We start from the raw sequence: 22343 nt of genomic DNA on the forward strand, positions 1-22343 counted from the left end.
CGCACCGGTATCAAAAGAGATGACGTTAGCCTCGTTCCAGCCTGAAGCTTCGTTCTTTGAAGTCAGTGCGGATAGCCAGCTTATGTTCCGTACCAAAGTGATCCAGAGCGGTAAAGCGGAAAACTTCCGATCTATCGACCGGCGGTTGGTCTCGTGCAGTTGGAGACAGTAATTGGACAACAGTCAGTTCTCCGACGCGGTCGTTGACTCGAACCTCATAGTCCTTCTCATGATAACTATATTTGATGGAGTCTGGCGTCGAACCGGAGGTATCGGTAAATGGTAACGACACATCAAGACTTTGCCGGTCCGGGCGAACCATAATGCCTGCCTGGAACGCTGCATTCCATGCGTTGATTTTATTACCGAAGGCAAAAACAGCATTCCTGATGGAGTCTTCAGCAATCCAGTCCACTAACTTGACTTGTTGCAAATTGGGATACAGGCCGAGGTAATACTTGTAAATACGTTGATTTCTAAACCCACCGTCATACCAGACGTCTTCCCAACGGAATTGCTCCACCGCATAGGTAACCGGCAGGATGGCCTCAACGCTGACGCTGCTGTCATGCCTGCTCGACAGCGTTGTGCCGTTGCTGCGGATGATTGTGTTATCAAACTTTATGGACGCACCGATCTGGATAGTTTCGACATTGTCGCTGGAAACCCAGAACGTGCGGACCCGGCGCTGACCCGAAGAATCTTCGTCTCCATCATCCTCCGCAACAGTGGCGGTGTGCGCTACCGCCAAGGTGAAACGGCCCTGCTCTGCGCTGGCTTGCCAGCCATTGCGCAGGGTTTTGCCGCTGTCGTAGTGAACGAGACGAATACTCTCCATGACCTCGTCGGAAACCGCAACGACGTCACCGTCGCGATCCAGACCAGACACTACGACCTGAACTTTAACCTGCATGCGCCCGTTGGCATATAGAACTTTGTTTCGACTGAATCCACCGCCGTCAAACTTTACGGCCAAACTACCGATACTTTCCGCTGCACCCGACTGGTCGGATTGTCCTTGTAATGAATCTAACTGTTCACTCATGAATTTCTTCCCCGCCAGACTTGAGTCTCGAACACTTCGCGACTCGAAATAGAGCGCAAGTAATAGCACGAGGCAAATCAAACACATATTGAAAATGTGTAATAAAACACGAGAAAGCGATCATCACTTTATTAAAATGACGAACCTGAACTTACATTTCGGCGCACATTAAACTCCGATCAACACTCAAGTTCAGCCTTTAGCAACAGTTACAATAGATAACAACTGCTTCGAAAGTTTAACGGCGGGCCATTTGCGACAAATGTCGACGATCAGTGGCAAGCGCCACCAGCGCGTTTTACGCTGGCACGACACGGCGCGAGCGACATGCATCAATGCAGGAGCCCCCCCAGGCAGCTCCTGCACATACCCCATCAGAACTTGATGAAGTGCTTGCGGTAATGCTGCAACTCGGCAATCGATTCGCGAATGTCATCCAGCGCCAGGTGCGTGCTGCCCTTCTTGAAGCTGTCGCGCACGTCCGGCGCCCAGCGCGCAGCCAGCTCCTTGAGCGTGGAAACATCGAGGTTGCGGTAGTGGAAGTAGCTCTCCAGCGCTTTCATGTGGGTATAGAGGAAGCGACGGTCCTGGCAGATGCTGTTGCCGCAAATCGGCGATTTGCCTTTCGGCACCCATTTTTCCAGGAAGGCGATGGTTTCGGCTTCGGCTTCGGCCATGCTGATGCGGCTGTCGCGCACTCGCTGGGTCAGGCCAGAGTTGCCGTGGGTGCGGGTGTTCCACTCGTCCATGCGCGCGAGGACTTCGTCGCTGTGGTGGATGGCGATCACCGGCCCTTCGGCCAAGGTGTTGAGGTCGCTGTCGGTGACGATGGTGGCCATTTCGATGATCACGTCGTTGTCCGGGTCCAGACCGGTCATTTCCAGGTCGATCCAGATCAGGTTCTGCGGGTTTTGCATATTCGGGCTCCTAGGCAATGCAGCGCAGTTTAGCCTAGGCCGCTGGCCGGGCGTGCTAAACTCGCGGCCGTTTTACCTAATCGCTGCATTCTTCAGACGGAACACCCATGGCCAAACGCCAACTCAATCGTCGTCAAAACTGGCGCATCGAAAAGATTCAGGGCGAGCGCGCCGCCCGCGCCGCCAAACGCGAGTCCTCGGCGGTCGAAGCCCTCGAGGGCGGTGACCTCGGCCCTGAACAACACGGGCTGGTGATCGCGCACTTTGGCGTGCAGGTCGAAGTCGAGGCCGCTGACGGCGAACTGGCGGGCCAGGTATTTCGCTGCCACTTGCGCGCCAACCTGCCAGCGCTGGTAACCGGCGACAAAGTGGTCTGGCGCGCCGGCAACCAGGGCATCGGCGTGATCGTCGCGCAACTGCCGCGCAGCACCGAACTGTGCCGCCCGGACAGCCGTGGTCAGCTCAAACCGGTAGCGGCCAACGTCGACATGATCGTCATCGTCTTCGCCCCGCTGCCCGAGCCGCATGCCAACCTGATCGACCGCTATCTGGTCGCCGCTGAACACGCCGGCATCCGCCCTCTTCTGCTGTTGAACAAATTCGACCTGATCGACGAGCAGAACGCCCCGGCACTCAACGCGCTGCTGGCGGTGTATCGCACGCTGGGTTATCCGGTGCTGGAAGTTTCCGCGCACCACGGCAACGGCATGGAACAGCTGCAGCAGCAACTGGACGGACGCATCAGCGTGTTCGTCGGCCAGTCCGGCGTCGGCAAGTCCTCGCTGGTCAACAGCTTGCTGCCCGAGGTTGAAACCCGGGTCGGGCCATTGTCCGAGTTGTCCGGCCAGGGCACGCACACCACCACCACCGCGCGGCTGTTCCACTTCCCTGGCGGCGGCGAACTGATCGACTCGCCGGGTATCCGCGAATTCGGCCTCGGCCACGTCAGCCGTGCCGATGTTGAAGCCGGCTTCATCGAATTCGACGATTTGCTCGGCACCTGCCGTTTCCGCGACTGCAAGCACGACCGCGAACCGGGCTGTGCGCTGCTCAAGGCGCTGGAAGACGGGCGCATCCAGCAGCAACGGATGAACAGCTACCGCTCGATCATCGCCAGCCTGCCTGAAAACGGCTATTAAACAGGCCTGTCGGCAGCCTCTTGCGCGGGGCTGCCGCGTGTCAGTCTGCGCCTGATCTTCCCCGCTTCTTTTAAACGTCAGACTTCGCTGTAGGGCGTTCGCACGCCTGCTTGCAAGACGTTTCTGTTTTGCCGCGCAGACCTTGTGAGCGCGTTCCAGATGCCTACATTCGGTTCCTCTTTCGCTTCTTGCGATCTCCGAGGAACGCCATGCAAACCTATCACCTGTTCATCAGCCATTCGTGGAGCTACGCCCACGCCCACGACAATCTGGTGCGCCTGCTCAATGCGAAACCGGGTTTTACCTACAAGAATTTTTCAGTGCCAACGCACAATCCGATTCTTGATGCCCGCACCGATCAGGAGCTTGAGCAAGCCATCGAAAACAAGATTCGTCCCTGCTCGGCGGTGCTGATCATGGCTGGCATGTATTCGACCTACAGCAAGTGGATCAACAAGGAAATCGAGATCGCCAAACGCATGGGCAAAGTGATCATCGCGATCAAACCGTTCGGCGCCGAGCGCATCTCGACCGTGGTGCGCAATGCGGCGCACGCCGAATGTGCGTGGAACACCAACAGCATCGTCAGTGCGATTCGTCTGCATACGGCGGTGTGAGCATGCGCAAGGGACTGTTTATCGGCATCAACGATTACTCGAATATTTCCGGGTTGAGTGGCTGTTGCAACGACGCCATGGCCATGGCTTCGGTGCTCAAGACCAACGCCAATGGCGACCCCAATTTCAAAAATGTAGTGCTGACGTCCGCCGAGGATTATCTGAGCCGCGAAAGACTCGAGGATCAGATCCGCGAGCTGTTTTCCGGCGACTGCAATGTCGCCCTGCTGTATTTCGCCGGTCACGGTGGTTTTGACGCCGGCACCGATGAGGGCATGCTGATACCGCAGGACTACCGCAACGCGAAAGACGGTATCCGCATCAGCGACATTCTCAACTGGGCGACCAAAGCCACGCGCATCAAAAACAAGGTAATCATCCTCGACTGCTGTCAGAGCGGTTCGGCCGGCGAAGTGCGCGCCTTGCGCAGCGAAAGCAGCACCATCGGCGAAGGCATGAGCATTTTGACTGCCTGCAAAAAAGAGGAGCCGGCCATGGAAGGCGCGCAGCACGGAGTATTTACCGGCCTGCTGCTGCAAGCCTTGCACGGCGGTGCGGCGAATATTCTTGGCAAGATCACCCCCGGCAGCCTGTATTCCTTTGTCGACAACGCGCTGGATGCCTGGGAGCAGCGGCCGGTCTTCAAGACCAATGTTTCGCAGTTCATTTCCCTGCGCGAGGTCTCGCCGCTGATTCCCAAGGAAATCCTGCGCAAATTGCCGGACTGGTTCGCCGAAGCCGAGTCGGTGTTCGCACTGGACCCCAGCTATGAACCCACCGAAGCGACGTTCGTGGCCGAGCATGGCGAGATCTTCGCCCAGTTGCAGAAATGCAACCGCCACAGCCTGATCGAGCCGGTCGACGCCGAACACATGTACTACGCCGCCCTCCACTCCACCGGTTGCCGCCTGACGGCCCTCGGTGCGTATTACCGTGAACTCGCCATCAAAGGACATTTCTGATGCCCGTATTCATCAGCTACCGCCACATGGACCGCGCCCATGCGATCGCTATCAATGCCCGTCTGACCCAGGCGAAGATCAAGACTTACCTCGACGTGCTCGACCCGGAATCGCAGACCACCGATGACATCACCGGGGTGATCACGCGCAACATCACCGAGTGCACGCATTTGCTGGCGGTGGTTTCAGAGAAGACGGCGCTGTCGTGGTGGGTGCCGTTCGAGATTGGTGAAGCGACCATCAGCAACCGACGGATCTGCTCGTTCAAGACCGGCCCGGCGGAGTTGCCGCTGTATCTGGATAAATGGCCGAAGCTGAGTACCAACAGCGATCTGGATTTTTTCATCGACGCCTATCGCGATGAAGTCATGAGCAAACGCTCGATGGCGCTGGATTCGATCAATGAATCGATCAAGGGCACCTACAAGCGCAATGCCGAGTTCTTTCATGAACAGCTGAAGAACCGGATTCGGCGCGGTTTCTAGACCATTGTCATGCCTGAAGAGCCCCTCACCCTAGCCCTCTCCCGGAGGGAGAGGGGACCGACCGCGCCGCGCTCAAGGGGTACGCAGACTCGAGATATCACGGTCGAACTCTGATTTTAAAATCCCTGAAGATCGGCTCCCTCTCCCTCGGGAGAGGGCTGGGGTGAGGGGCTGAGATCTTCGCGGCAGAGCATTTCTCAAGCCGAAAAAACCACGAAAAAAAACCGACATCGCTGCCGGTTTTTTTTCAATCACTGCTTCGGCACTGGCGCCGTTCCACCCGGCTCGGCCGGCTTCGGCGCGGCATCATCAAACAGATTCAGCCGCTCACGCAGTTCATGCGCAGGCACCGGTTGCTGATCCGCCGGCAATGCGTTCGGATCAGCAGGCGCCGCCGGTGCAGCACCGTTCTGACTCTGATCCGCTGGCTTGGCCGCATCGGCACCTTGCGCGCCCTCGATGGCCGCCTGGGCCTTCTTGGTCAGCACGACGATATCGATACGGCGGTTGACCGGGTTGAACGGGTTCTCGCGGTCGAACAGCGCCGACGAGGCATAACCGACCACCCGCGCCACTTGTGCATCCGGGTAGCTGCCAGCGACCAAGGCACGCCGGGCGGCGTTGGCGCGGTTGGCCGACAGCTCCCAATTGCCGTAGTCGCCGCTGCCGATGTAAGGCTTGGCATCGGTGTGACCGCTGATACTGATCTTGTTCGGCACCGCTTTGATCGTGTCAGCCATCGCCAGCAGGATGTCTTCGAAGTACGGCTTCAGACGTGCGGAACCTGAGTCGAACATCGGCCGGTTCTCGGCGTCCATGATCTGGATGCGCAAGCCGTTCGGCGTGATCTCGAAGAGGATCTGGTCCTTGAATTTCTGCAGCTGCGGGTTCTCGTCAACCTTGTTCTGCAATTCTTGCAGCAACAGCTCGAGACGCTCCTTCTCGACCTGCTCGGCCATGCCTTCAACCTGCTCGGTGTCGACCGTGACCTTGTCGGGTTGCGGCTGCGACTTCACTTCCGGGTTGAGGGTATTTTCCGGCGCCAGGGTCGGCGTGCCGCCCAGATCGATGATGTACGGCGTACCGCTTTCGGAGAAGCCGACCGGGTCCTTGAAGTAACCGGCGATGGCGATTTTCTGTTCCGGCGTCGCGGTGGACAGCAGCCACAGCACCAGGAAGAACGCCATCATCGCGGTGGCGAAGTCGGCGAAGGCGATTTTCCACGCCCCGCCGTGGTGCCCGCCGGCAATGCGCTTGACGCGCTTGACTATGATCGGCTGATTATTTTCCATTTCTTAACGACCGCGAACGGCTTGTTCCAGCTCGGCAAAGCTTGGACGGTGGGCCGGATACAGAACCTTGCGACCGAACTCGACCGCCAGCGACGGCGGCATGCCGGAAGCGGAGGCCACCAGCGAGGCCTTGATGGCTTCGTAGACGTTGAGTTCTTCCTTCGCATCGTGAGCCAGCGAGTGCGCCAGCGGGCCGAAGAAACCGTACGCCGCGAGAATACCGAAGAACGTACCGACGAGCGCCGCACCGACGTGCAGACCGATCGACGCCTGGTCGCCCTCGCCCAGCGAGGCCATGGTCACCACGATACCGAGTACCGCCGCGACGATACCGAAACCGGGCATGCCATCGGCGATGCCGTTGACCGCATGCGATGGGTGCTCAAGGTCTTCTTTAAGACTGTACAGCTCCATGTCGAACAGGCCTTCGAGCTCGTGCGGAGCCATGTTGCCGGAGGACATGATGCGCAGGTAATCGCAGACGAACGCAGTCATGCGTTCATCCTTGAGTACCGCCGGGTACTTGGCGAAGATCGGGCTCGCGGCGGCATCTTCGATGTCGCCTTCGATAGCCATCATGCCTTCGCGGCGGCTCTTGTTGAGGATCTCGTAGATCAGCCCGAGCACTTCCAGATAGAAGGTGTGGGTGAAACGCGAACCGAACATGCTCAGGGATTTCTTGAGCACGTGCATGGTCATGTAACCGGGGTTTGCCTGCAGGAACGCGCCCAATGCCGCACCGCCGATGATCATCACCTCGAAGGGCTGGATCAGGGCGGCAATCTTGCCGTGGGAGAGCACGTATCCGCCGAGCACGCTCGCGAATACGACGATGATGCCGATAATTTTAGCCATAGGTAGAAAGTACTTACTTAAGTCGGGTTCAAGGTCATATTCGGAAGTTAAAAAATCTCTTCTTCTACTTATCGGCAAAACTGCGCCAGACTATAGCCAGTTCAGGCGAAAAGCCAATTTAGCCCATGCCGGGCGCGTCTACAGTCAGTGAAGATCCCGTCCAGACATGGCTAATGAAACGAACGTCCCACACGCAAAACCGACCACCCTCGACGGCTGGGTCAAGCTGCTCGACAGCGTCCGGCTGCCCGTCCCGCAAGCGGCGCACGACAAAGTGTGCCGGGCGATTCGCGACAATCGCAGCTCGCTGCGCGACATCGCCGACCTGATGCAGGACAGCCCGGCGCTGGCCTTGAGCATCCTGCGTGAGGCGAATCGTCACACCCACGGCACCATGGCCACGCCAGCGGAAAATCTCGAGGTCGCCATCAACCGCCTCGGCCTGGCTCGCACTGAAGAACTGCTCGCACGCCTGCCCGCCGAACCGCAGATGCAGATCCCCAAAGCCCTGCGCCAACTGCAATTGATCAGTCAGCACGCGACGCAACAGGCCAACGGCTTTTTTGCCAGTCGCCTGGCGCGGCTGTGGCAGGACATCCATTGGGGCAGCCTGCTGTTTCTCTCGCCGCTGTGGCCGCTGGCGCTGACATTCCCGCAGCTGCTTGAGGAATGGGAGCTGCGGGTGATCCATAAACGCGAACCGGCGCACCTCGTCGAAAAGCAGTTGTTTGGCGTGCGCCTGCTGAAGATTGCCGATGCGCTGGTCGAAGCCTGGCGCCTGCCGATCTGGGTCCAGCAAGGCTATAGATTGCTGCTCAACGAACAGCGTGAACTGGTGCAAGTGTTGCGTATCGCCCGCGACAGCGAACATCCGTTACGCCAGCAAAACCGCCTCGACGATGACCCGACCCTGCGCCGCTGGCTCAATCAGCCGGCCAATACCGTGCTGCTGGCCAATGGGCTGGCGCTGTCGGCGCATCAGGCCTGGGACAGTCCGCACAGCGAACGCTGGCAGTACCTGACCAGCCTTTATCTGCAGATGTCCATGGACGAGGTGCAACAGCAGTTGCACCAGCAAGCGGCGAACAGCGCGCGCCAACACGCCATGCCGGATGTGTGGCACCCGGCGGTTGCGCTGCTGTGGCCGTGGGGCACGCGACGCTTGCCCGCAGGCATGCTGCCCGCGGCAGCACCGTCGTCGGACGACCTCGGCCAGTGGCGTCGGCAATGCGCCGAACTGCTCGCCGAACCCAGCCGCTTCACCAACGCCATGAGCCTGACCGTCGCTGCACGTAATGCGCTGGTGGCCAGCGGCATGCGCCGGGTGATGATCCTGATGGCCGACCGCACGCACTCGACGCTGCGCGTGCACCAGACTGCCGGCCTGCCGAATGAAGCCGGCGCGCTGAGTTTTGTTGTCAGTCAAAGCAAGGTGCTGCAACGCCTGCTGACGCAACAGGCGCAGGTGCGAATCACCCCGGACAACAACGCGCAGTTTTCCGCGCTGCTGCCGGCGAGCCTGCGTACGCTGTTCCGTGGCGAACATCTATTCCTGCGCTCGCTGGTCAACAACGGCCGAGTGATCATGATCGTCGTCGCCGATCAGGGCGGCGGGCCATTCGCCGACATCACCGTGCAAGCCTTCGCTAAAACCGCGCAGTGCATCGAAAAAGCCCTGCACAGCTTTAGCAGCCGCGGCCGATGAGGCTGCGCTACAATCCTCCCCTTTGTGCTCTGGAGACCTCACATGTCTGACTTCTCTGGCTTGCCGCTCGTCATCGAGCCGAGCGACCTGCTCCCGCGACTCGAGTCCCCGGAGCTGATCCTGGTGGACCTGACCAGCCCTGCGCGCTACACCGAGGGTCACCTGCCCGGCGCACGTTTTGTCGACCCGAAACGCACCCAGCTCGGCCAGCCCCCGGCACCGGGCCTGCTGCCAGCGCAAGCCGATATGGAAGCGTTGTTCGGTGAGCTGGGGCATCGTCCGGATGCGGTCTACGTGGTGTATGACGACGAGGGCGGCGGCTGGGCCGGACGGTTCATCTGGCTGCTCGATGTGATCGGCCACGATAAATACCACTATATAGACGGTGGCCTGCCGGCCTGGCTGGCGGAAGGTCTGCCGATGTCGATTCAGGTACCGCCAGCCGTCGGTGGCCCGGTGGCGTTGACACTGCACGAAGGGCCGACAGCCACCCGTGAATACCTGCAAAGCCGCCTCGGCGCCGCCGATCTGGCGATCTGGGATGCGCGCGGTCCACTGGAGTATTCCGGTGAAAAAATCCTCGCGGCCAAGGGCGGACACATTCCCGGTGCGGTCAATTTCGAATGGACTGCCGGCATGGACAAGGCGCGCCAGTTGCGCATCCGCACCGACATGCCGCAGATCCTCGAAGAGCTCGGCATCACTAAAGACAAAGAAATCATTACCCACTGCCAGACCCATCACCGGTCGGGCTTCACGTATCTGGTGGCCAAGTCCCTCGGTTATCCGCGGGTCAAGGGCTACGCCGGTTCCTGGGGCGAATGGGGCAACCACCCCGACACGCCCGTCGAGATTCAAGCTTCCAAGGAAAATCAATGAAAGAGCGTCTGTTTATCCTCAGCCAGTACCTGCTGCCGCATCACCTGCTGTCGCGCCTGGCCGGCTGCATTGCCGAGTGCCGCGTGCGCTGGTTCAAGAATGCCTTCACCCAATGGTTCGCCAAGCGTTATCAGGTGGACATGTCGCAAGCGCTGGTCGAAGACCTGACCGCGTACGAGCACTTCAACGCCTTCTTCACCCGCGCCCTGAAAGACGGCGCGCGTCCGCTGGACCAGACCCCAGGCGCGATTCTCAGCCCGGCCGATGGTGCGGTCAGCCAGCTCGGCCCGATCGAGCATGGTCGCGTGTTCCAGGCCAAGGGCCACAGTTTCAGCGTGCTCGAATTGCTCGGCGGTGACGCAGCCAACGCCGCGCCGTTCATGGGCGGCGACTTCGCCACCATTTACCTGTCGCCGAAGGATTACCACCGCGTGCACATGCCGCTGGCCGGTACCCTGCGTGAAATGGTCTACATTCCTGGGCGGATTTTTTCGGTCAACCAGACCACCGCCGAAAACGTCCCGGAACTGTTCGCCCGCAACGAGCGTGTAGCGTGCATTTTCGACACTGAACGAGGCCCGATGGCCGTGGTTCTGGTCGGCGCGATGATCGTTGCGTCGATCGAAACCGTCTGGGCCGGCCTGGTCACGCCGCCGAAGCGTGAATTGAAAACCTTCCGCTACAACGAAGCGGCGCGTGCACCGATTCATCTGGAAAAAGGCGCCGAACTTGGACGCTTCAAGCTGGGTTCGACGGCGATCGTGCTGTTTGGCCCGGATCAAGTGAAGTGGACCGAAGCGCTGGTGGCCGGTTCGCCAGTGCAAATGGGCCAGGGCCTGGCATTGCCAAAAGCCTGATTCGAGGTCAGCTGGGGCAGCGCTGCGCTGCTCCCGCACCCCGCCATTTGCTGCTATGGTTTTTGGCATGAGCCAGACCAATTCCCCACTCCGGCTGCGTGCCCCGACTCCGAGTCAGCCGCGCCTGTCATTTTGCGAAGCGAACCCGCGCGACCTCAAGCGCTGGATCGCCAGCCTGCCCAAAGCCAACATCGGCGAAACCGCGCGCCAGTTGTATCAGGGCCTTGGCGAACTCAATCAACTGCTCACGCCCAGCGACAACCGCCTCGCCTTGCTCGAATTGCTGCGGCCCGAGGTGTATTTCGTCTGTCAGCATCTGGAGCGGCACTTTCTGCATCAAGCGATCATGCTCGACGAGCGTTCGCGCAAGATCAGCAATCTGTGCCAGGCCCTGCAAGGCCATCTGGCGATCGGCTATATACAGATCGTCCTGCGCATAGCGCCGAAGTACCGCAAGGAGCGCGCAGCACTGGTCAGCGCCGCCCTGCAACGGGCCGCGCATGCCTTGAAAGGCCAACTGCTGCGCGCCACCCAGCTGTACAGCGCGCCGCCGGAACAGCTGTGGTTCGAACTGCATCAGCTCTATCGCAGCGCGGTTGACCTGCAATTGCAACACCGCCGCGTGCGCGACGAGCTGGCCAGCCTCACCCCTGAACTGAGCCTGGAACAGACCTACATCGCTGCGCTGCTGCTGGGCAGCGCCCGGTGTAATCAGTTGCGCCAGAATCAGATTGCCCGGCTGGGCGAGGCGCTAGAGCCATGGAGTGCCCTGCTCAAGTTGCAGCCCGCGGGGCCGGACACCGGTCTATTTGCGATCAGCGCCGAACTGGATGTCGGCCCGCGTTACCGCAGCATGTTTCGCAGCGAGCAACGCAGCAGCCTGCTCAGCTTCGATCCGCAACCGCTGGTGGCCACCATCGAGGCGCATCTGAATCAGCCATCGGCCGCGGCGCTGCCGCTCCCCGCAGGGCTCAGCCTCGATACCCTGCAGCATTTACACGCCACCTGGGGCCAGACCGCCGAGCGCAGCTTTCAACGTACCGCCGGCCAAGGCGATCTGACCGTGTGCGTGGGCATGAGCGCTCTGCACTTTTACCTCGGTGGCGGGCGCACTTTCAGTGAACTGCTCAAGCACCCCGGAGCCCGTCCGGCGAATTTCAGCCAGGTGGTCGCCAAGGGCGAAAAGGACAGCTGGAGCCAGGCCTTCGACGCGGCGCCGCAAAGCAACGACGAATATCTGCCCTACGAAGAAATTCAGTACGACCAGTTGGTCGAAGATGAGGGCAGCGAAGCCACAGCGGATTATCCGACCTACGCTTTGCCGGTGATCAATCACAGCCCCGGCGGATATTGCCTGGCGTGGCCGAACGAAGTCCCTGCCGAATTGCAGGCCGGGGAAATGCTCGGCATTCGCGACAGTGCGAGTCAGAGCTGGAGCATTGCGGTGATTCGCTGGATACGCCAGGTGCGCGGAGGCGGCACGCAGATGGGCATCGAACTGGTGGCGCCGCATGCCCAGCCTTGTGGGCTGCAACTGGTGCGTTCAGGGGATGACCACAGCCAGTATCTGCGCGGTTTGCTGTTGCCGGAAATCAGCGCAATCGACTTGCCGGCCACGCTGTTGACGCCGCGGTTGCCATTTCAGGAAGGACAAAAAGTGCTGATCAACACCCAAGGCGAAGAACATCGTGCCGGGCTGGACCGACGCGTGGCGAGTACGCACAGCTTCAATCAATTCGCCTATCGCTCGCTGGAGGCTGCGCAGAATGGCGGTAGCGAGGAGGATTTCGACTCGCTGTGGAAGTCGCTTTGAATGCTCGCCGCCAGATCGGCGGCGATGCAATCGCTAGCAGGGCTAGCTCCCACAGGGTTGTGTGAACATCATTGGTTCTCATGCACCCGCAGGGATTGTTGGATTGTCAAAGATCCAATGTGGGAGCTTGCCTGCAAGCGATGGCGCCCGTTCAGGCAATGAAGATCTCAGGCCTGCCCGTCACGATCACGAAAGCCCAGCAGATACAGCACGCCATCCAGGCCAAGGGTCGAAATCGCCTGTTTCGCCGATTGCTTGACCAGCGGCTTGGCACGGAACGCCACGCCCAGCCCGGCAATCGCCAGCATCGGCAGATCATTCGCGCCATCGCCCACGGCGATCGTCTGTTCGAGGCGCAAGCCTTCCTTGTGTGCCAATTCCCTTAGCAGATCAGCCTTGCGCTGGGCATCGACTATCGGTTCGATCGCCACACCGGTGCACTTGCCGTCGACCACTTCCAGTTCGTTGGCGAACACGTAGTCGATGCCGAGTTTGGCCTGCAGTTGCTTGGCGAAGTAAGTGAAGCCGCCGGACAGAATCGCCGTTTTGTAACCCAGCCGCTTGAGTTCGGCGAACAGCGTTTCCGCGCCTTCGGTCAGACGCAACGAAGCGCCGATCGAATCGAGCACGCTGACGTCCAGACCTTTGAGCAGAGCCAGACGCTCCTTGAAACTGGCGCGGAAATCCAGTTCACCGGCCATGGCGCGTTCGGTGATTTCCGAGACGCGGTCGCCGACACCGGCAGCCTTGGCCAACTCGTCGATCACTTCGGCTTCGATCAGCGTCGAGTCCATGTCGAATACCGCCAGACGCCGGTTGCGGCGGAACAGCGAATCTTCCTGGAACGCGATGTCGACATTCAATTCCTGAGCAACGCTGAGGAATTCCGCACGCAGCGCTTGCGGGTCGGCGGCCTCACCGCGCACGGAAAACTCGATGCAGCCCTTGCCCTGATCGGCCGGAGTGTCCAGCGCCATCCGCCCCGACAAACGGTCGATGTGATCGATATTCAAACCGTATCTGGCGGTGATCGAACTGACCGCCTGCAATTGTTCGGCGGTGACCTTGCGGGTCAACAGCGTGACGATGTGGCGTTTTTTGCCCTGATTACCCACCCATTGCTGGTAATCCGCTTCGGACACCGGGGTGAAGCGCACCTGCTGGTTGAGCTCGTAGCCTTTGAACAGGATGTCCTTGAGCACGGCTTTGCCGTGTTCGGAATCGGGGATTTCAACCAGGATGCCGAACGACAGGGTGTCGTGGATCACCGCCTGACCGATGTCGAGAATGTTCACGCCACCTTGGGCCAGAACACCGGTAATGGCCGCCGTCAGACCCGGCCGGTCGACTCCCGTGATGTTAATCAGGACGATTTCGCGCAACGCGCACCCCCACAACTGGAAAAAAACCGCATTCTACGCACTTTCAGTGACCATCGGGCACCGCCAGCGCTTTGCCGGTCTGGGGCCTGTCGCTATACTGCGCGTCAACTTCACGGACAAAGAGCCGAGCTCAGTGAACCGGCCCACGCCTGTTAAAACCGATAACTTCTTCCTGCTGATCTTCCGTGCACTGCGCCACCGCCGTGTACCGATTGCATTGCGCATTGCCAGCCATAACGTGATCCTGGTCGCTCTGGCCCTGGTGATCTATGCCGCAGTGATGGGCCTGCAATTCAAGCAGGCCATGCACCAGCAGGCCGATGCGCTGGGCGAAAGCCTGACCACGCAGACCGCGACTTCGGCCACCGAGCTGTTGGTGTCCAACGACATCCTCAGCCTCAACGTGCTGCTGAACAACCTGACCAAGAACAAACTGGTGGCCCACGCGGCGATCTACAGCGTGGATAACCGCATCCTCGCCGAATCCGGTCAGCGCCCCAAGCACAGCCTGCTGGGCGAAGCCGAAGGTTTGTACGAGAGCAAGATCACCTTCCAGGACGTGACTGCCGGGCAACTGCGCATCAGCCTGGACATGGATCAGTTCCAGCAGCCGATGACCATCAGCCTGCAAAGCATGGGCATTCTCAGCGGGATTCTGCTGGCGCTGTCGCTGGCTCTGAGCTTGCGCATGGGCCGGCACCTGTCGACACCATTGCTGCAGTTGCGCGTATGGCTGCGGCGGATCGACGAACACACACCGGGGATCGATCGTCAGGATGAAATCGGCGATCTGGCGCGGCAACTGCACGCCAGCTACGCCCCGGAGCCCGCGCCGGAACCGGAGCCGGTGTTCGAAGACGAAGAAGACGAGCCGGAATTCGAGGTGCGCAATCTGCGCGACCCAAGCTTCGACGAAACGCGCCCGATGGCTGCTCAAAAGCCTGCACCGCGCCATCTGGTCAGCACCGTCGAAGATGATGACGACGATGACGCGTTTGCCGACCTGCGCGACGAATCGCTTGATGCCCCGGCGCAACCGCTCGTGCGCAAGCCGACCCCGAGCGTGCCACAGCACAGCGCCGTACTGGCCGTGCAACTCGGTTCGCAAGAGCAACTGCGGCGTTTGCCGCGTGCGCGTCTGGAAGAGTTGCAGGAACGCTATCGCGATTGCCTCGAGCAGGCCGCTTCGCTGTATCAGGGCGAAATCGAAACCCTGAACGACGGCAGCACGCTGATGCTGTTCCATACCGAAGACTGCGGCGACGACTACCTGACCAACGCGATCTGCTGCGGCGAACTGCTGCGCGCACTCGGCCATCAGTTGCAGATCGAGGTCGCGGACAGCGGCATCACCCTGCAATTGCAATTGGGCCTGACGCTGGGCGACGAGTTGTTCGGCCTGAGCCAGATCGACCTGCTGCTGACCGACTCGGCGCAGGATGCCCTGGCACTGTCGCAACACAGCCGCAACCTGCTGCTGGTCGAGCGCAAGATCAGTGACGATGCGCTGATCCGCCAGCGTGCACGGATCCGCCCGATCGCCAGCCCTGAGGGTGCTTGCTGCGTCGAACGGTTGATGGAGCCGTATCCGTCGATGCTCGAGCGGCAACTGGCGCGGATGCATGAGCGCCGGGCTTAAGCTTCCGGCCTGAAATACGAAAGCCCGCAGATGAGGGATTGTCTGCGGGCTTTTTTGTGGGTGGCGTTAATGAGGTCGCGCTCATCACCTTGTCTACCAAACCCCAGACACAACAAAGCCCGCACAAGGCGGGCTCTGTTCTGACTCGAATCAGGCTTAGAAGCGAAACACTTCCATATCCGTACGAATCGGCGATGCCATCGGAATCTTCGGCTGCTTTTCAGCTTCGGCCGCTGGTGCCGCCGGTTTGGCGTCGCGCTTGCGCGGCGCTTCGGCCACCGGAGGCTGATTGGCCAACGGCTTGAGCGCCACCGACAACTGCTCGGCCAGACGCTGCAGCAGAATGCCCTGTGCCTGCACCTGCGACGCGGTGCTGCCGGCATGCAGTTCCTGCAGATGAACGATGCGGTTATCGCGCACCTGGCCGCGACGGTCGATCAAGCGCCACTGTGCATCGAGGATCGCCGGTTGCTTGGCACCGGAATCCAGCCGCGTGATGGTCAGCAACACTTGCACATCCGGATTGAAACCGGTCGTCGCCGGCGCCAGCACTACACGCTGGCTGTCCAGATGACCGGCGACCTGACGCATCAGCAACTGATCGATATCCGACGAAAGGCTGCCGGCCCAGCGACCGTCTGTCGCCGCCTGCAGGCTGCCGTCGGGCTGGCGTTGCAGCAAAGTCTCTCGTTGCAGGTAGTCGGCTACGACTACCGGTCCCAGCAAAACTGCCATACCCGCGCTTTGCGCAGGCTGAGCCGGACTTCCGCTGTCCAGCTGATACAGCGACACCGGCTGGTGTACGCTGCAACCCGCCAGGCCAAGAACGCCAGCGAGCAACAAAAAAAGAGGAAGGCGCAGAGCAGTCATCATCCCGTCCAGGTGGCCGCCACAAGGCTGACCACAGTGAAAATACTCAATAAATATGAAGAACGCTCGGCCACGCCGGCGCTTGAAAGGCCATATCATCCGTGAATATGCGCTCCGACTCCAGCGCCAAAGCGTCGATCTACGTGTTTAATCGCAGATCGAGCGCTCTAGGATGGCGTTCTCGTCTAATTGAGGTTTTCGACGAGTAGCGTATCGACCCGCTGAAAGCCCCTCGGAAGTTTATTTCCGCGGCGACCACGCTCACCTTTGTAGTGTTCGAGGTCATCGGCCTTCAGTGACAGGGTGCGTTTGCCAGCCTGCAACACCAGAGTGGCGCCTTCCGGAAGGACGGCGATGTCCGTCACGTATTCCTCGCGGCTGGCGACGCGTTCACCGGAGATACCGATGATCTTGTTGCCCTTGCCCTTACCCAATTGTGGCAGATCGCTGATTTTGAAGATCAGCAGGCGACCTTCGGTCGTGACCGATGCCAGCCAGTTTTGTTCACGGTCGGCGACGGGACGCGGCGAAATGACCTTGGCGTTGTTCGGCAGGCTCAACAAAGCCTTGCCGGCCTTGTTCTTCGCTTGCAGATCTTCGCCCTTGACCACGAAGCCGTAGCCGGCGTCGGAGGCGATCACGTACAGCGCATCGTCTTCAGGCATCAGCACGCATTCGAACGAGGCACCCGGCGGCGGCGTCAGACGACCGGTCAACGGTTCGCCCTGACCACGGGCCGACGGCAAGGTGTGCGCGGCTACCGAATAGCTGCGGCCAGTCGAGTCGATAAACACAGCAAACTGGTTGGAGCGCCCCGCTGCCGAGGTCTTGAAGCCGTCACCGGCCTTGTACGACAGGCCGGTGGCGTCGATGTCGTGGCCCTTGGCCGAACGCACCCAGCCTTTTTCCGATAACACCACGGTGACCTTCTCGTTCGGCAGCAGATCGTGCTCGGTCAGCGCCTTGGCTTCAGCGCGCTCGACGATCGGCGAGCGACGGTCATCGCCGTAGGTTTCCGCGTCTTTCAACAGCTCGGTACGCACCAGCTTCTTCAGCTTGGCTTCGCTACCCAGCAGGGCTTGCAGCTTGGCTTGTTCCTTGAGCAGTTCGTCCTGCTCGTCGCGCAGCTTCATTTCCTCCAGTCGCGCCAACTGACGCAGACGGGTATCGAGAATGTAGTCCGCCTGGATTTCGCTGAGGGCGAAACGCTCGATCAGTTTGGCCTTGGGGTGCTCCTCGGTACGGATGATGTGGATCACTTCATCCAGGTTGAGGTAGGCAATCAGCAAACCGTCCAACAGGTGCAGGCGACGCTCGACCTTGTCGAGGCGGAATTGCAGGCGGCGACGCACGGTCAGCACGCGGAATTCCAGCCACTCGACCAGCAATGCGCGCAGGTTTTTCAGCTGCGGCTTGCCGTCCAGACCGATGATGTTGACGTTGACCCGGTAGGTCGACTCCAGCTCGGTGCTGGCGAACAGGTGCTGCATCAGCGCTTCATGATCGACGCGGCTGTTGACCGGGATGATCACGATGCGGCACGGGTTTTCGTGGTCGGACTCGTCACGCAAGTCAGCGATCTGCGGCGCTTTCGACGGTTTCGCCTGCATCAGCGCGGCGATCTGCTCCAGCACTTTCGCACCGGAGACCTGATGCGGCAGCGCGGTGACGATGATGTCGCCGTCCTCGACGTGGTACACGGCGCGCATGCGCACCGAGCCCTTGCCGGTTTCGTACATCTTCAGCAGGTCGGCACGCGGCGTGATGATTTCCGCTTCGGTCGGATAATCCGGGCCCTGAATGTGCTCGCAGAGCTGCTCGACCGTGGCTTTCGGCTCGTCGAGCAGGCGCACGCAGGCGGTGGCGACTTCGCGCAGGTTGTGCGGCGGTACGTCGGTGGCCATGCCCACGGCGATACCCGTGGTGCCGTTGAGCAGAATGTTCGGCAGGCGCGCCGGCAACACCAGCGGTTCCTGCAGGGTGCCGTCGAAGTTCGGGCCCCAGTCGGCAGTGCCCTGGCCCAGTTCGCTGAGCAGCACCTCGGAATAGCGCGACAGCCGCGCTTCGGTGTAACGCATGGCGGCGAAGGACTTCGGGTCGTCCGGCGCACCCCAGTTGCCCTGGCCGTCGACCAGCGTGTAGCGATAGCTGAACGGCTGGGCCATCAGCACCATCGCTTCATAGCACGCCGAATCGCCGTGCGGGTGGAACTTGCCGAGCACGTCGCCGACGGTACGCGCCGATTTCTTGTGCTTGGAATCGGCATCCAGCCCCAGCTCGCTCATGGCGTAGACGATACGCCGCTGCACCGGTTTCAGGCCGTCGCCGATATGCGGCAGCGCGCGGTCCATGATCACGTACATGGAGTAGTTGAGGTAGGCATTTTCGGTGAAGTCAGCCAGCGACCGGCGTTCTACACCGTCCAGGCTGAGATCAAGGGAGTCGCTCATGCGGGCCTCATCGGTTCGTTGTCTGGCGCAGCAGCATGGTGCCACCGCGCTGAGTAAATTCAAGTCTGTTCAGGGCGCTCATGCCGAGCAGCACCTGATCACCATGCAACCCCGGCGCCACCAGTGCGCGAACGTCACGCAAGACGATGTCGCCCAGTTGCAGGCGGGCAATTTTGGTTCGGTAGCCCTGGCTCAGGCCATTGGCCGTGCTCAGGGTCACACCGAAACCTTCTTCGAGCTTCAAACGCTTGGCCAGATCCGCCGGGATCGACACATCGGTCGCCCCGGTGTCGAGCATGAACTCCACCGGCTCGCCGTTGATCTGGCCGCTGGCGACGAAATGCCCTTGGGCATTGCTCGCCAGTTTCACTTCGACAAACCCTTCGCCCTGCTCCGACGTCACGACGATGTTCGGATTCTGCTGACGCTGTTCCCACTGGCCGAAAAATCGCGTAGCGAGAAACAGCGCCGCGCACCAGGCGAGCACCATCAGCACCCGCCCGGCGCGTTTGCCCGGTGGCTGCTGGCTCATGGCCTGACACCCCAGCCGCCCTCAGGCGCGGCGAAGCGCCAGACGACTGGGCGGACTTCACCGTCGGCACGCGGTCCGAAATTATTGTCGACGCCCACCCAGGCACCATTGGCGTCGATGATCAACGCTTCTTCAAGTCCGTAGTTCTGCGCGTAACGGCGATTGGCCTGCAACAGTTCGGCGGCATACGACCAGCACTGCTCGACTTTGGCCGTCTGCGCATCGCGACGACAGATCTGGAACGCGTTGCGCTCAAGGGTAAACAGCTTGCCGTTGTACAGCGCAATGTCGGAAAAGTCGCGATCCACCGCTCTGGCGTGGGGGAACTGCGGCGGCTGCATCTCTTTGCCGCCCTCGCTGAGCAGCACGCAGCGACCGTCGCAATCCCACACCGTCTGCTGGCGCTTGATCAGCAGCAAGCCGCGGCTTTGACGTTCGGCGGCCAGCCACATTTGATCGCCTGCAGGGTTGATCGCCAGACCTTCGAAAATCGCATTGAAATGCAGCAACATCCCGCTGGCCCGTGCTTCACGCACCATCAATGGCGAAATCTTCAGCCAGTTGGCGGGGCCGATGAGGGGTACCTGCAAGACCGCGGCATGACCTTCGCTGACCAGGTAGCGATTGCCCGCGCTGTCGCAGCTGATGCCTTCGAAATCCAGATCGCCACCGCGCACGAACGACGCCGCCCAGTTGCGCGAGCGTAACCCCCACGGTAAACCGGTATCCGGCACCAGCGGCACGTCGATGCGCATGACTTGGGCCTGCCAGACCTGAGCGGCGGTATTGAGTCGATAGATCTGATCGTCATCGCGATCCGATACCGCCCACAGTGCGTTGCCGCACATCGCCAGCCCCGACAGATTGCCGCCGCGCATGCCCTCAACGGCATGCTCGGAGAGCACGCGCAGTTCCTGCAACGGCTCGGCCGACACGCTCATCGCACTCAGCAGCAACGCACACGCCAGGGCCCAGCCACACCGCATCAGGCCAGCACCTCGGCAAGGTTACCTTTGGATTCGAGCCAGGATTTACGGTCACCGGCGCGTTTTTTCGCCAGCAGCATGTCCATCATTTCCGAGGTCTCGGCGAAATCTTCGCCGAGCGTCAACTGCACCAGGCGCCGGGTGTTCGGGTCCATGGTGGTTTCGCGCAGTTGCGGCGGGTTCATTTCACCCAGACCCTTGAATCGGGTGACCTGCGGCTTGCCGCGCTTCTTCTCGGCGACCAGACGATCGAGAATGCCGTCGCGCTCGGCCTCGTCGAGGGCGTAATAGATTTCCTTGCCCAGGTCGATGCGGTACAGCGGCGGCATCGCTACGTAGACGTGACCGGCATCGACCAACGGGCGGAAGTGCTGGACGAACAACGCGCAAAGCAGCGTGGCGATGTGCAGACCGTCGGAGTCGGCGTCGGCGAGGATGCAGATCTTGCCGTAGCGCAGCTGGCTCATGTCCGCCGCGCCCGGATCGACGCCGATGGCCACGGCGATGTTGTGCACTTCCTGACTGGCGAGCACTTCGCTGCCGTCGACTTCCCAGGTGTTGAGGATCTTGCCGCGCAACGGCAGGATCGCCTGGAACTCTTTGTCCCGCGCTTGCTTGGCGGAACCGCCGGCGGAGTCACCTTCGACCAGGAACAGCTCGGACCGCATCGGGTCCTGCCCGGCGCAGTCGGCCAGTTTGCCGGGCAGCGCCGGGCCTTGGGTGACGCGCTTGCGCTCGACTTTCTTGCTCGCCTTGAGGCGACGGCCGGCGTTGTTGATCGCCAGTTCAGCCAGGGCCAGACCGGTTTCCGGGTTGGCGTTGAGCCACAGGCTGAACGCGTCCTTGACCACGCCGGAGACGAACGCCGCGGCTTCACGCGATGACAGGCGCTCTTTGGTCTGGCCGGAGAATTGCGGCTCCTGCATTTTCATCGACAGGACAAAAGCGATGCGCTCCCAGACGTCTTCCGGCGCCAGCTTCACGCCTCGCGGCAGGAGGCTGCGGAATTCGCAGAATTCGCGCATCGCATCAAGCAGACCCTGCCGCAAACCGTTGACGTGGGTGCCGCCCTGCGCAGTCGGAATCAGGTTGACGTAGCTTTCCTGCACCGCGTCGCCACCTTCGGGCAACCACAGCAGCGCCCAGTCGACCGCTTCTTTATTACCGGCGAACGCGCCGCAGAACGGCTCGTTGGGCAGGCGTTCCAATTCGCTGACCGCGTCGACCAGATACGAGCGAAGGCCGTCTTCGTAATGCCATTCGACTTTTTCGCCGGTGCCTTTGTCCTCGAAGCTGACCAGCAGCCCCGGGCACAGCACAGCCTTGGCCTTGAGTACATGCTTGAGGCGGCTGATGGAGAATTTCGGTGAATCGAAGTATTTCGGGTCCGGCGCGAAGTACACGCTGGTGCCGGTGTTGCGCTTGCCGACGGTGCCGACGATTTCCAGCTCGGAGGCCTTGAAGCCGTCCTTGAAGGTCATCTGGTATTCATTGCCGTCGCGCTTGACGCGCACGCGCACTTCGGTCGACAGCGCGTTAACCACAGAAATACCCACCCCGTGCAGACCGCCGGAGAACTGGTAGTTCTTGTTGGAAAACTTGCCGCCCGCGTGCAGCTTGGTGAGGATCAGTTCGACGCCTGACACGCCCTCTTCCGGATGGATGTCGACCGGCATGCCACGGCCGTCGTCGCTGACTTCCAGCGAGTGGTCGGCGTGCAGGATGACCTGTACGGATCTGGCGTGGCCGGCCAGGGCTTCGTCGACACTGTTGTCGATGACTTCCTGGGCGAGGTGGTTCGGTCGACTGGTGTCGGTGTACATGCCGGGGCGTTTGCGCACCGGGTCGAGGCCCGAGAGGACTTCGATGGCGTCGGCGTTATAAGAGCTAGCGCTGGGAGTGGCCATAGGGTCTCGTC

The 22343-nt window shown here is 60.9% G+C and carries 19 protein-coding genes; 9 read left to right on the forward strand and 10 right to left on the reverse strand.

The genetic code is table 11. The annotated features are described in order from the left end of the window. Positions 1–25: 25 nt before the first annotated feature. Together J3P93_RS24935 and orn are read right to left on the reverse strand one after the other, a co-directional pair. A complete protein-coding gene (locus J3P93_RS24935; protein ID WP_434592962.1) occupies positions 26–1045 on the reverse strand; it encodes a hypothetical protein in 1020 nt (339 codons plus the stop codon). Positions 1046–1419: 374 nt separating this feature from the next. Continuing rightward, entirely contained in the window at positions 1420–1962 is a 543-nt protein-coding gene (orn, locus tag J3P93_RS24940) for an oligoribonuclease (protein WP_053116764.1), read from the reverse strand. Between the two features lie 107 nt (positions 1963–2069). On the opposite strand from orn, the gene rsgA reads away from it, so the two are divergent. The 4 genes from rsgA (at position 2070) to J3P93_RS24960 (ending at position 5165) form a co-directional block, all read left to right on the forward strand. Continuing rightward, on the forward strand, positions 2070–3101 hold the full coding sequence (rsgA, locus tag J3P93_RS24945) for a small ribosomal subunit biogenesis GTPase RsgA (protein ID WP_434592965.1): 1032 nt from the start codon (positions 2070–2072) through the stop codon (positions 3099–3101). A 209-nt stretch (positions 3102–3310) separates the two neighbouring features. After that, a complete protein-coding gene (locus tag J3P93_RS24950) occupies positions 3311–3718 on the forward strand; it encodes a TIR domain-containing protein (RefSeq protein ID WP_090280733.1) in 408 nt (135 codons plus the stop codon). A 2-nt stretch (positions 3719–3720) separates the two neighbouring features. Further along, positions 3721–4680, forward strand: coding sequence for a caspase family protein (locus tag J3P93_RS24955; protein WP_093105425.1), 960 nt, complete (start codon positions 3721–3723; stop codon positions 4678–4680). Further along, positions 4680–5165: a toll/interleukin-1 receptor domain-containing protein gene (locus J3P93_RS24960; RefSeq protein WP_206414748.1), complete on the forward strand. Its 486-nt coding sequence runs from the start codon at positions 4680–4682 to the stop codon at positions 5163–5165. Before J3P93_RS24955 ends, J3P93_RS24960 begins: the two co-directional genes overlap by 1 nt. Positions 5166–5416: 251 nt before the next feature. On the opposite strand, the gene motB is transcribed toward J3P93_RS24960, so the two are convergent. After that, positions 5417–6457: a flagellar motor protein MotB gene (motB, locus tag J3P93_RS24965; RefSeq protein WP_434592970.1), complete on the reverse strand. Its 1041-nt coding sequence runs from the start codon at positions 6455–6457 to the stop codon at positions 5417–5419. Positions 6458–6460: 3 nt separating this feature from the next. Continuing rightward, positions 6461–7312 (reverse strand): flagellar motor stator protein MotA, encoded by an 852-nt coding sequence (motA, locus tag J3P93_RS24970; protein WP_024011357.1) that lies wholly within the window; start codon positions 7310–7312, stop codon positions 6461–6463. Between the two features lie 166 nt (positions 7313–7478). Between motA and J3P93_RS24975 the strand changes: the two genes are divergently transcribed. From J3P93_RS24975 to J3P93_RS24990, 4 genes are all read left to right on the forward strand, one after another. Continuing rightward, entirely contained in the window at positions 7479–9017 is a 1539-nt protein-coding gene (locus J3P93_RS24975) for an HDOD domain-containing protein (protein ID WP_434592974.1), read from the forward strand. Between the two features lie 42 nt (positions 9018–9059). Continuing rightward, positions 9060–9896, forward strand: a complete 837-nt coding sequence (locus tag J3P93_RS24980; RefSeq protein WP_434592977.1) for a rhodanese-like domain-containing protein — start codon at positions 9060–9062, stop codon at positions 9894–9896. Next, complete coding sequence (gene asd, locus J3P93_RS24985) at positions 9893–10753, forward strand: archaetidylserine decarboxylase (RefSeq protein WP_434592980.1); 861 nt, start codon at positions 9893–9895, stop codon at positions 10751–10753. Before J3P93_RS24980 ends, asd begins: the two co-directional genes overlap by 4 nt. Positions 10754–10820: 67 nt before the next feature. Beyond that, on the forward strand, positions 10821–12566 hold the full coding sequence (locus J3P93_RS24990; protein ID WP_434592983.1) for a molecular chaperone: 1746 nt from the start codon (positions 10821–10823) through the stop codon (positions 12564–12566). A 167-nt stretch (positions 12567–12733) separates the two neighbouring features. Here the strand turns inward: J3P93_RS24990 and serB are convergent, their stop codons facing one another. Beyond that, positions 12734–13948 carry a phosphoserine phosphatase SerB gene (gene serB, locus J3P93_RS24995; protein WP_434592986.1) on the reverse strand — a complete coding sequence of 405 codons (1215 nt, stop codon included), beginning with the start codon at positions 13946–13948 and terminating at the stop codon, positions 12734–12736. Positions 13949–14081: 133 nt separating this feature from the next. Between serB and J3P93_RS25000 the strand changes: the two genes are divergently transcribed. After that, positions 14082–15587, forward strand: coding sequence for an AhpA/YtjB family protein (locus tag J3P93_RS25000; RefSeq protein WP_434592988.1), 1506 nt, complete (start codon positions 14082–14084; stop codon positions 15585–15587). A 156-nt stretch (positions 15588–15743) separates the two neighbouring features. Here the strand turns inward: J3P93_RS25000 and J3P93_RS25005 are convergent, their stop codons facing one another. From J3P93_RS25005 to parE, 5 genes are all read right to left on the reverse strand, one after another. Further along, the gene (locus J3P93_RS25005) at positions 15744–16457 is read right to left on the reverse strand and encodes a PqiC family protein (protein ID WP_090280706.1); all 714 of its coding nucleotides are present in this window, start codon (positions 16455–16457) and stop codon (positions 15744–15746) included. Between the two features lie 185 nt (positions 16458–16642). Beyond that, entirely contained in the window at positions 16643–18907 is a 2265-nt protein-coding gene (parC, locus tag J3P93_RS25010) for a DNA topoisomerase IV subunit A (RefSeq protein WP_434592992.1), read from the reverse strand. A 7-nt stretch (positions 18908–18914) separates the two neighbouring features. Next, a complete protein-coding gene (locus J3P93_RS25015) occupies positions 18915–19439 on the reverse strand; it encodes a retropepsin-like aspartic protease family protein (protein WP_434592995.1) in 525 nt (174 codons plus the stop codon). Next, on the reverse strand, positions 19436–20425 hold the full coding sequence (locus tag J3P93_RS25020) for an esterase-like activity of phytase family protein (RefSeq protein WP_434592998.1): 990 nt from the start codon (positions 20423–20425) through the stop codon (positions 19436–19438). The genes J3P93_RS25015 and J3P93_RS25020 overlap by 4 nt, the downstream gene beginning before the upstream one ends. Next, positions 20425–22332 (reverse strand): DNA topoisomerase IV subunit B, encoded by a 1908-nt coding sequence (parE, locus tag J3P93_RS25025; protein WP_434593000.1) that lies wholly within the window; start codon positions 22330–22332, stop codon positions 20425–20427. Before parE ends, J3P93_RS25020 begins: the two co-directional genes overlap by 1 nt. Positions 22333–22343 lie beyond the last annotated feature (11 nt).

The sequence above is a fragment of the Pseudomonas sp. R3-57 genome, assembly GCF_051132065.1.
Classification (GTDB): Bacteria; Pseudomonadota; Gammaproteobacteria; order Pseudomonadales; family Pseudomonadaceae; genus Aquipseudomonas.

Bases quoted from the DNA above. Each gene is read 5' to 3' on its own strand.
- motA (WP_024011357.1), bottom strand. From the start codon at position 7,312: ATGGCTAAAATTATCGGCATCATCGTCGTATTCGCGAGCGTGCTCGGC.
- J3P93_RS24990 (WP_434592983.1), top strand. From the start codon at position 10,821: ATGAGCCAGACCAATTCCCCACTCCGGCTGCGTGCCCCGACTCCGAGT.
- J3P93_RS24935 (WP_434592962.1), bottom strand. From the start codon at position 1,045: ATGAGTGAACAGTTAGATTCATTACAAGGACAATCCGACCAGTCGGGT.
- J3P93_RS25005 (WP_090280706.1), bottom strand. From the start codon at position 16,457: ATGACTGCTCTGCGCCTTCCTCTTTTTTTGTTGCTCGCTGGCGTTCTT.
- motB (WP_434592970.1), bottom strand. From the start codon at position 6,457: ATGGAAAATAATCAGCCGATCATAGTCAAGCGCGTCAAGCGCATTGCC.
- J3P93_RS25020 (WP_434592998.1), bottom strand. From the start codon at position 20,425: ATGCGGTGTGGCTGGGCCCTGGCGTGTGCGTTGCTGCTGAGTGCGATG.
- orn (WP_053116764.1), bottom strand. From the start codon at position 1,962: ATGCAAAACCCGCAGAACCTGATCTGGATCGACCTGGAAATGACCGGT.
- parE (WP_434593000.1), bottom strand. From the start codon at position 22,332: ATGGCCACTCCCAGCGCTAGCTCTTATAACGCCGACGCCATCGAAGTC.
- J3P93_RS24955 (WP_093105425.1), top strand. From the start codon at position 3,721: ATGCGCAAGGGACTGTTTATCGGCATCAACGATTACTCGAATATTTCC.
- rsgA (WP_434592965.1), top strand. From the start codon at position 2,070: ATGGCCAAACGCCAACTCAATCGTCGTCAAAACTGGCGCATCGAAAAG.
- asd (WP_434592980.1), top strand. From the start codon at position 9,893: ATGAAAGAGCGTCTGTTTATCCTCAGCCAGTACCTGCTGCCGCATCAC.
- parC (WP_434592992.1), bottom strand. From the start codon at position 18,907: ATGAGCGACTCCCTTGATCTCAGCCTGGACGGTGTAGAACGCCGGTCG.
- J3P93_RS24980 (WP_434592977.1), top strand. From the start codon at position 9,060: ATGTCTGACTTCTCTGGCTTGCCGCTCGTCATCGAGCCGAGCGACCTG.
- J3P93_RS24975 (WP_434592974.1), top strand. From the start codon at position 7,479: ATGGCTAATGAAACGAACGTCCCACACGCAAAACCGACCACCCTCGAC.
- J3P93_RS25015 (WP_434592995.1), bottom strand. From the start codon at position 19,439: ATGAGCCAGCAGCCACCGGGCAAACGCGCCGGGCGGGTGCTGATGGTG.
- J3P93_RS24950 (WP_090280733.1), top strand. From the start codon at position 3,311: ATGCAAACCTATCACCTGTTCATCAGCCATTCGTGGAGCTACGCCCAC.
- J3P93_RS24960 (WP_206414748.1), top strand. From the start codon at position 4,680: ATGCCCGTATTCATCAGCTACCGCCACATGGACCGCGCCCATGCGATC.